The following is an 8951-nucleotide window of genomic DNA, read 5'->3' as shown; positions in this document are numbered from 1 at the left end:
TGAGTGGGAAATTTTTGAAAACAAGACCATTTGTAAAATAAATGTCACATTGTTTCGTCTCAGTATCTATATAAACCTCTCTGAATGATTTAAAGGCAAGTCGCCTGCATACCTCCCTATCTTCTTTTAGTGACAAGTTTAGTTCTTTACTCCCGCGACTTTTATCCTTCTTAGTTTTATTTTTCAGAACCTTGATTGTAGTTTCGATTTTCTTTAACTTACGATCCAGTTCACGAACTTTTCCAGCCAAAACATTTACTTCAGGGGCTATTGTAAGTGCCTGTACGAGACTGTTTATTTGAAGCTGTAAATCAATGCTATTTTTTTCTAATGTTTCCTGCAAACTTACCTGATTTGACTCAATCTGTAACTTATCAAAATTGAAAAGTATCTCTTCAATCAGATTAACATCGACAAGCTCTCTTTTAATCGATGGACTCTTACACCGATGAAGCCTTCTCATAGGGCATACATAATAACCTTTTCCAGACTTACTCACTGCAGTGATAATCATGGTATTCCCACAACATTTACACTTCATCACGGTTCGCAGCAGGTTTATAAGATATGGGTTACCGCTGTGAGAGTTGAATCCGAATGGAGACAATCGCACCTCCTGAACAGCATAAAATTCATCATCAGTAAGAACTTTGGGGTAATAATCAATTATTTCATTAACGCCTTTTGCACGTCCTCTATATGTTGGTCTGCAAATACCAATAAGCGCTTTGTTACCAAGGATTTTTTCGATGACAGAGGGGCTCCACTCACCAGGTGTACCAGTCATATTTTCAATCAACCTGTCATTAAGATATTTAGTAATAGCTGTCAGAGATTTATTTTCTTTACGTAATGAAAAAATTTTCTTAATCACCTTCACCTTTGATTCTATCACTTCAAAATGACTGTAGTCAGGACTAACTCTTAACCAGCGAGGACATGCTTTTGTCATTATCCTACCGTTTAACTCGGCCTCATCCCTTTTCTTTTTCCAGGAGAGCTTCACCCTACTTGATTTTATTTCGCTCTCTTCATTAGCTCTCTGAGCAATTAGAATTGCTTTGATGAGTGCATAGGGATCATCGAGCGATGCTTCAGAATATTGGGTATTATCACTAAGTGTGATGACATCAATACCACATTTTAAGATATATTTTAGTCTTTCTGTAGCCTCTCCGACTTTCTCTCGAGAAAGTCGGTCCAAACTTTCAACGAGTAAAACTGTACCAGGAATAATAAGCCCATTCTCCAGTGCATCAATAAACTCACTAAATGCACCTTCTCTTGCATGTTTCCCCTTATAAGCACTCAACCCCAAATCTTCATATGTAGTTGGGTCAAGAGTATATTGTGGGTTATTTTTAAGCCAATCATCTATTAGTTTTTTCTGTCTCCTTAATGAATCCCCTTTGTCCTGATTTGCTGACGAGAAACGCATGTAAGCAATGGCCTTTTTCATATATACCTCATTTTCAATGTACACACGCTATAAGACCATTAACTTTTAATTTCTGATGAAATTTTCCAGAATTTTACAATGTAAAATATCTTATTCTTACCAACCTTGATAAAAACAGGATTTTCAGTCAGATGATACTTTTTATAGCGTATTCCAGTTGGGTTCCATCACTTCTCTCCTTGATGCTGTTCAGTTTTGATATGCAGGCGCGGATCTCCGTCTTTCGGCTCAGGCCATTCGCGCTGCTTGTTCACCGCCAACTTTTGTACTATCGCCTGGGTAATCTGCTCGTCACTGATACCAGCATGACGTTGCGCATCCCATAACAGGAATTGCATGTCAGCCCATTCGCTAAGGTCGCCTGGTTCAGCAGCAACCTCGAGCGCTTCTTTGGAAAGGTGCTTCAGCAGACCACCTGGACCGACATCGCCGAAAGTAGCCTGTGACCATACTGCTTAATCACGACGTACCTGTTCGCGGGAATCACCACTGCAATCACCTTCACAGCATCAACCATTGCGTAGCCGAGATTGCCGCCATTGCTTTGTGCTGCTGCATGGATAAGTATCTTGCGTATCTGGTGCAAGCGATCGAGTGATACAGGACCGTTTACCGGGTGGTTGTTAGTTGTCATTGAGCCTCTTGGGTAACTTTTTCGACCAGTTCAATCCACTGTGGCGCCAGCCTTTTTTCTGCCTGCTCGCGGCTTCCCGCTGGACCATTCAAATTCACGCGGTAATGGTCATACGGACATTTCAATCCACCCCATATCCATCCCATATAGTTAGGCTTTAGCGCGTATTCGGGCATATTTCCGCAGGTCGGACAGCGTGGTAACTCAGATTGTTTCATTGCGCCAGCTCCTGCATCAACGCGCCGTGTTTGCGAATGCTGCGAACGGCTTCACGAAGTTTTTCCAGGTTGGACAGCTTCGCTTTTGTGCGGCGAATTTCATTTGAGATGCCGCGCACCGTCGGGATCAGCAGATCATCAGGGCGGCTGACAAACGAGGGGATTTCCTCGACAATTTCAGTGACAGATTTTTCTGGTACTGGTGGAGTTGATATCTCCGGTTCCCGTTGTGCAGAGCTTTTGTTTTTCACTGGCCCAGCGGCCGGCACCGAATAAACAAACTTACTGCCCACTTTTTCGCGGATGATCCGCCCTTTTGTCATGTGGTGGGTCAGCATTGGCGCCACCCGTTTTGACTCAATACCTGCCAGTGTTGCCAGCTCAAGAGATGTCTGTGGTCCATGTTCCGCCAGTAATGCGATGACGTCGCTGACTGATACACTTGCCGATACTTTGCTGACAGAATTGATCAGTTTGGGCTGTGATTTAACTTCCCCAGTGGCAATTTTCCAGTACCCGTTAGCCTGAACAACCTCGTTACATTCTTCATGCTCACGCAGCATCCCGATCACTGCCGCAGGCTCAATTTTCATACGCGCCGCAATTTCACGGGCCGTCGCTTTTTCCATCGCTTTCAGTACGTCTAAAATGGTTTCCATAAATTTCTCCAGGTTAATTTTTTAGCCCCTGAAACCTTCAGGGATGGTGTTGTCCGGGACTGAAATGGCGTTAACATCCCGTTGTTGCGTGTTACCACCAAGGCGGATAATTAATTCATCCCATTTTTCCCGCAGCTTTGACGGGCTCAGGACATTGCGACACCAGAACGGATCGCGTTGTACGCGTTTGAATAAATCGCAAATCTGGCGATGAGTACGCCCGTCCATGCAACGCATCAGGCGTATTTCGTTTGCCCAGGCATTCCAGTTCGGGTCTTTTGGGCGTGACAGTTCGCCGTCTGTTTCGGCAGCCTTCTCGTAGAGTTTCTTGATGCGGGAAAAAATCCATTCAGCGCACTGGTGATCTTCTGATGTGCCCCATTTGCCTTTTTGCTGTTCAGAAGATGATTTTTTTTCTTCGCCTGTAGATAAATCGGCTTCCGGGGACGCAGTTCCCGGACAAGAAGAGATCTGTATGTATTTATCTGTTTTAAGATCTGTATAGAGAAAAGATTCGGCTTGAGAGCCGTTTCCAGGATTCGGCTTATGAGCCGTTTCCATTCGGCTTAAGAGCCGTTTGGGTTCGGCTTGAGAGCCGTTTCCATTCGACTTAAGAGCCGAATCCAGCACTGGCGGGAATATAAGGGCAATTAATGCCTCTTCGTTGATGCGATAATGCATCTTCGGCGTACCGTTTACCTTGCGTTTCTTCTCTTCGATAACACCAGGCAAATACTGGCTGATTATTTTGCTCATTGCCTTGCGGATGACGTCCTCACTGGAGGCTCGAACTTCCGCAGCAATTACTGCATGTTCTTTGTAAAACCAGCCATTTTCCAGGCGAGATTTACCAGACCAGAACACCAGTTGATTCAGGATCGCCGCGAGTAAATGCTGCTGGCGGTCACCGGCGAAAAAATCCAGATAGGGACAAGGAATCGTGATGCTGTTCCCCTGACCGGACATCGACTGGACAATCTCAAAAATTCTACTCACACAAAACTCCATACCTGCTGTGCGCTCTGTCATGACTGCACCTTCCTGAACTTGAGTTCAAACTCTCTCCGGCCTATCTCGCAGATGTCCTGATAACCTTCGTATCGGTACATAACCCGAAGATGTGAAACTCTCGTTACTGTCACCATGCGTCCGCGTTCGTTGCGGTACTTCATCCCCGGAATCAGTTCAGCGCTGCGATCGACTGTCTCCACCGGTACTCTGTGCTTCATCGCTTTTTTCATGCGGTCTACTAATTCCTGGGCAAGCATGGGAGCCTCCTGTTACACCGCGTGCGGGCTGATATGTTTAAACTGGATGCTGACGCCGGGAATGAGATCGGCCAGCGCCTGAATCGCCTCTGCCGTTTCTTTGCGGATTACCTGCATTGGTTTACCAGTCAGCACCGCGCTGGTCGCCTCGATGCACTCGCGGTTCGCAATGGCCACCAGGTTATGTAAGTCATGTTGACCAGCCAGCTCTGCATCCATCGCAGCCCTGATTGCTGGCGCCAGCACAGCTGCCTGACCACGATAGTTCGGCGTGTCATTTCGAAATGCCCGCTGGATGATCTGCGTATTGTTATGCAGGCGACGCGCATACTCTGACGGGTCGACGATATCCGCCAGGCTGTCCAGCAAATCACCGTAGTGATGCGCTGTAATCAGCGGGACTATCTTTTTCCAGCCCCCTTTCCTGCCATCCTTCATCGCCCACTCTTCCAGCTCGATGGCTAGCAATTTGATCTCATTGATTTTCATCGTTCAATTTTCTCCCTTTCTTTGCTTTATCCTGGTTTTCATAAAACAACGGGTCATATTTCAGAACTCCACCTGTTAGACGCTCTAACCTAACTGCTCGCTTTTCAGGAATGGCGCTTCCCCATCGGGTGACCGCGACCTGAGAAATGCCAAGCGCTCGCGCAACGGCAGCTTTGGAGCCAAAAAACTTAATCACTGTCTCTGTGAACATGCGTCCTCCGCATAACTAATGTTAGCAAAATAAATACTAACAAAAGTTATGTCAAGTTAACTTATATTAGGCTTATGAAAATTGAAACTTTGAGTGATCGCATCGCCGCCCGGCGCAAAGAGCTTGGACTAACACAGCAGCAGCTTGCTGATCTGGTTAAGAAGTCCAGCGTTAGCGTATTCAAATGGGAAAGCGGCCAAACTGAGCCAAAGGGGAAAAGTCTCTTTGCTTTAAGTACTGCGCTGCGCTGTTCTCCGACCTGGTTACTTTTCGGTGATGAAGAACAAATCCCCACCCCAGTGGAGTCACTTCCTACGGCGTTAGATGAACGGCAGCAACGTCTTTTAGATTTGTTTGATTCTCTTCCTGAATCAGAAAAAGAGTCCTATCTCAATGAGTTAGAAGCAAGAGTTGAAAATTTTAACCGCCTCTTTGAAGAGCTTCTAAAAGTTAGAAAATCCCAAACAAATAAAAAATAGCAAGTCAGTCAATGGCTTGCGTTTTTTCACATCTCGTAGCTTAACTTTTGTTATTTTTATTCTTGCCATTTAAATTACCTTTAGTTAATCTCATGTCATCAAGTAACCATACGCAGTGATTACTCAGAATCAAAATGTTCCGCTTACCCTGGCGATACAGGGGAAACAGATTTTAAGTTTTAACGCTAAATAGGTGTCTTCGGGAGGGGTTACGGGTTGGAGTGACTACCAGCATCGACAGCTCTATCCGACGAAACGGAACCGTCTAACCCACGGTTGTCGGTGAAAAGTACCGTAGGGATGCCAGCTAGTCACTGGCCCCCGCCCGAAGATACCTACCACCGCGCCTGATGTGGTTAAAAGCAGGCCAAAGCAATAACAAGTAGAACCCTGTTCTGGCGGCCCGGTGTTTTCCCATATGTATCCGGTAACCGCCAGCCTTTTTCAGGGAATATCAGCCGGTCATGGTAAGTATCTCGCAGGATCCTTACCGGGGCTGGAAGAGTTACCACTTGGAGACGGCCCTTATAAATGTCCTGGACAGTGGCGGTACCAGCACCGATAACAGCGGCAGACGTTCAACTGTGAAAACGGAGAGATGCCAGCTCCCTCGACGGCAGTGACGGCGGGAAGTAGACCGCTGACGGCTCGGAAAGACGAGCTAGCCCAGACAATATCTGAGTGGCTTTAAAAACAGATGGGAGTCGGTGTAATCCCGGCAAATGGGTTTCATGTACCGAATGAATACATGATGACGCGGGGAAAGAACCGTGACAGGAGGGAAGTAGACCCCGCGAACACAACATGAAAGCGCACTCCTTCACTTACCAGTTATGGGTGACAGGTGTGAAACAGGCGGAGTGCGCTTGCAGATGTGATTAGTTACTGTGTGTGCCGCGTGGTCTTTGCCCATCTCCCACGATGGGCACCTTTTTTACCGGAGGGTTTATGAAAAATTCACAGCCAGTTATACCGGACGGGGATCCTGATGTGGAAAGCTCAGTAAATAATTTTATTTATCAGTTAAGCGTTCCTGTTTTTCGCGACCGCCTTACAGCTGAACTTGAAGCACTGTACGAACAACAGAAAGCTACTCTCGATCACACTGAATCTCTGCTCAGGATGGTGCGTGCCAATGGTTAAATTTACCAGCGACGATATTGCCCAGCGTACAGCTGAAGCTGAATATAAAAAAGCTGTGGCTGATATAACCGGCGTTCAAAAATATAAAGATGAGGCGGTGCTGGATATGTGCTTCATCAAAGTAATGACCAAAATAGTTAACGACCAGAGGGTTAATACTAGCGAATTTTTACGCTGAACTTTTATTTACCCCCTTCGATAACTTCAAACAATTAAGAGAGTTTTTATTTATGCCTTAGCTGGCAGGGCTAACTATATCCATCAATGATGGCCCTGTCATAACCAGCCATGCAGGGAGGGAAAGTGACGCTTGAGTGCTGTCCGTATTGCAAAAAATGGAGTTCTGATGACTCCATGTATAAATCAACTAAAAGAATGAACAAGAGAGTGGTCACTGCTTATTTCTGTAGCATTGAGCATGCTATCTCCTACAAACAAATTCATGAACCGCGGCGCTGCAATTTAAGCAGAAGCAATGCACGCCATTCACATAAATATTATTGAGGTTATTATGACAACTGGATTAAAAAATTTTGGCGGGAGATTCGAACCGAAAAAAAGCGCGCTTGAAAAAGATAGTACGCTTCCGGTTTATGTTGCTTTTAAACAATCGAAAAATAAAACAATTGCAAAGACCTTACTGCATGCGGATTTTATACAGTTCGCGCCAGATTATGCTGATGATTATTTTGCGCCCAAGGTATGGGAAGTAGAGGAAGGAATGTTCTGCACTGTTGAAGGGCAGTTCTATACCGACCTTTTCACTGGTGAAATTGTCTGGAATGCTGAGAAAGGCGAACCAGAGCGCATCATAGTTGAGCCAGAGCTTGCTGGTGGAAATGAACAACTTAATGCTGACGCGACAGAAGAAAAAATGAAACCTGTGAAAGAGCTGGATGTGCTGGCCCGCGCATACTGCCTTGCGGTGTTTGGTGCCATTGAGGAAATCACCCCTTCTCAGTATGGCCAGTTAATCGACATGCTGAATGATGATGAATTTAGCCCTTTACGCGAACAGGCAGAGGGTCTTGCCAAAGAACCCCGCATTCTTGCCATGCTTCCTGAAAAACAGGCCGAATGCCTGGTCTGGGTGCGTCAGAAGGCGCGCGACAATGCTAAATGGCCAGACTATAAAAACCTGTTTACCCAATGGGCTGATACCCCGCCCGATAAACGCGAGCCAGTAAAGTGTGTTCAGACTGGCACCAGGAGCAGTGACAAGCCGACCATGAGCGAACTTGCTACCAGACTGCGCTATCGCACAGCCATGGGAAAATTATCCCGATCCATGGATTTCGACGTGTGCAGCCCTCCAGTTGGCATTGAAATGCGCATCAATACCATGCTGTGCAGTAAAGATGTCGAGATTGATAACTGGTGTGCGCCATTTTCACGAACACCGGGTATTCATGATTATCACCCGGCGTCCATCGTGGCCATCATCAAAACCGCTGATGAAAAACTTCATATTTACCCTGGCGAACTTCGCCAATACATCGATAGCTGCATTGCGGGTTTTGACTGCGTTAATCCACCACAACTGGTCATTGATATTGCCTGCGGCCGTACCTCTGCCCCGCTGCCACAAAAAAATGATGGAGCAAAATCTGATGGTAAAACCGAACAGACGTTACAGGACGAAAATTTACCACCAGCAGTCTGCCCGGCTCGCGCTGCAGAACTCGACAGGGAACTGGATGCAGCATTTGCCAATAGCGCCTCAAATGAGGGTGAAAAAACGGAAGTAACCGAACAGGAAGACGATCGCCCAATTCTGGATGATCATGAAGTTGAGATAGCCCACGCGCTGAACGACCTGCTTTCGGGACGTACTGACATTATGGGCAAGGAAGAAGCGGAAGGCGTTGTGGCATGTACCGGTCATATTATCGCTAACATTCTTCCTATGCTGATCATCGATATTGCCACCACTGAATTTTGTCTGTCTCCCAATTTCAGCGACGAAGAAGTTCACGATGTCGCAACGACAATTCTTGATAGCTGGTCTGATGATGCTGCCGCACGTCAGAAAATCGCCCTCGATGCGATCGTGGAATATCGTCGCCCGGAACCGCCAAAACCAGTGGTGATGGATCCTCCCGTGGTTACCGTTACCCCGAAAAAGGAACCAGAAACAGTATTTGGGCCAAAACCGGCCCCGATGGCCCTCACCTACCGCCAGCAACTGACGCTCGCAGCGCTGCAAGGGATGTGTGCAAACCCGGCATACCGCGGCGATTTTGACGAATTGCCGCATATGGCCGCAGCGTTGGCCGCTGGGGTTATAAGTGCGGAGGCGGAGCAGTGACAGAGAATTTAACCGGCGATGAAGAGCTGAACCGTTCTCTGCACGTCTGTGATGATGGATGTGACTGGACGTCCTGGCATTTA

At 46.7% G+C, this 8951-nt stretch carries 12 protein-coding genes and 1 pseudogene; 4 read left to right on the top strand and 9 right to left on the bottom strand.

The genetic code is table 11. From position 1 onward, the window contains the following. From KQJ19_RS07750 to KQJ19_RS07715, 9 genes and pseudogenes are all read right to left on the bottom strand, one after another. Window positions 1-1459 (bottom strand): recombinase family protein (locus KQJ19_RS07750; protein WP_216403518.1); only part of this gene is annotated, 1459 nt, incomplete at its 3' end. 194 nt (window positions 1460-1653) lie between these two features. Beyond that, window positions 1654-1938, bottom strand: a pseudogene (locus tag KQJ19_RS23965) (dATP/dGTP pyrophosphohydrolase domain-containing protein); the annotation flags it as partial. After that, entirely contained in the window at window positions 1863-2093 is a 231-nt protein-coding gene (locus KQJ19_RS23960; RefSeq protein ID WP_253296326.1) for a hypothetical protein, read from the bottom strand. The gene KQJ19_RS23960 and the pseudogene KQJ19_RS23965, both read right to left, overlap by 76 nt. Further along, window positions 2090-2311, bottom strand: coding sequence for a hypothetical protein (locus KQJ19_RS07740; protein WP_216403517.1), 222 nt, complete (start codon window positions 2309-2311; stop codon window positions 2090-2092). Before KQJ19_RS07740 ends, KQJ19_RS23960 begins: the two co-directional genes overlap by 4 nt. Further along, window positions 2308-2970: a DUF1627 domain-containing protein gene (locus tag KQJ19_RS07735; protein WP_216403516.1), complete on the bottom strand. Its 663-nt coding sequence runs from the start codon at window positions 2968-2970 to the stop codon at window positions 2308-2310. Before KQJ19_RS07735 ends, KQJ19_RS07740 begins: the two co-directional genes overlap by 4 nt. 21 nt (window positions 2971-2991) lie before the next feature. Beyond that, a complete protein-coding gene (locus tag KQJ19_RS07730; protein ID WP_216403515.1) occupies window positions 2992-3999 on the bottom strand; it encodes a hypothetical protein in 1008 nt (335 codons plus the stop codon). Continuing rightward, window positions 3996-4238, bottom strand: coding sequence for a DUF4222 domain-containing protein (locus KQJ19_RS07725; protein WP_216403514.1), 243 nt, complete (start codon window positions 4236-4238; stop codon window positions 3996-3998). Before KQJ19_RS07725 ends, KQJ19_RS07730 begins: the two co-directional genes overlap by 4 nt. Before the next feature lie 12 nt (window positions 4239-4250). Then, on the bottom strand, window positions 4251-4727 hold the full coding sequence (locus KQJ19_RS07720; protein ID WP_216403513.1) for a toxin YdaT family protein: 477 nt from the start codon (window positions 4725-4727) through the stop codon (window positions 4251-4253). After that, on the bottom strand, window positions 4714-4938 hold the full coding sequence (locus KQJ19_RS07715) for a Cro/CI family transcriptional regulator (RefSeq protein WP_087052715.1): 225 nt from the start codon (window positions 4936-4938) through the stop codon (window positions 4714-4716). Before KQJ19_RS07715 ends, KQJ19_RS07720 begins: the two co-directional genes overlap by 14 nt. Window positions 4939-5012: 74 nt before the next feature. Between KQJ19_RS07715 and KQJ19_RS07710 the strand changes: the two genes are divergently transcribed. From KQJ19_RS07710 to KQJ19_RS07695, 4 genes are all read left to right on the top strand, one after another. Then, window positions 5013-5417 carry a helix-turn-helix domain-containing protein gene (locus tag KQJ19_RS07710; RefSeq protein WP_087052714.1) on the top strand — a complete coding sequence of 135 codons (405 nt, stop codon included), beginning with the start codon at window positions 5013-5015 and terminating at the stop codon, window positions 5415-5417. A 948-nt stretch (window positions 5418-6365) separates the two neighbouring features. Next, window positions 6366-6560: a hypothetical protein gene (locus tag KQJ19_RS07705; RefSeq protein WP_216403512.1), complete on the top strand. Its 195-nt coding sequence runs from the start codon at window positions 6366-6368 to the stop codon at window positions 6558-6560. Next, entirely contained in the window at window positions 6553-6738 is a 186-nt protein-coding gene (locus KQJ19_RS07700) for a hypothetical protein (RefSeq protein ID WP_216403511.1), read from the top strand. The genes KQJ19_RS07705 and KQJ19_RS07700 overlap by 8 nt, the downstream gene beginning before the upstream one ends. 297 nt (window positions 6739-7035) lie before the next feature. Beyond that, window positions 7036-8868 carry a hypothetical protein gene (locus KQJ19_RS07695; RefSeq protein ID WP_253296323.1) on the top strand — a complete coding sequence of 611 codons (1833 nt, stop codon included), beginning with the start codon at window positions 7036-7038 and terminating at the stop codon, window positions 8866-8868. The last annotated feature ends 83 nt before the right edge of the window (window positions 8869-8951 follow it).

This window comes from Citrobacter sp. S46_ASV_140 (genome assembly GCF_018919545.1).
In the GTDB taxonomy this organism is placed as follows: domain Bacteria; phylum Pseudomonadota; class Gammaproteobacteria; order Enterobacterales; family Enterobacteriaceae; genus Citrobacter; species Citrobacter braakii.
This window is presented reverse-complemented; position numbering and strand designations above follow the sequence as displayed.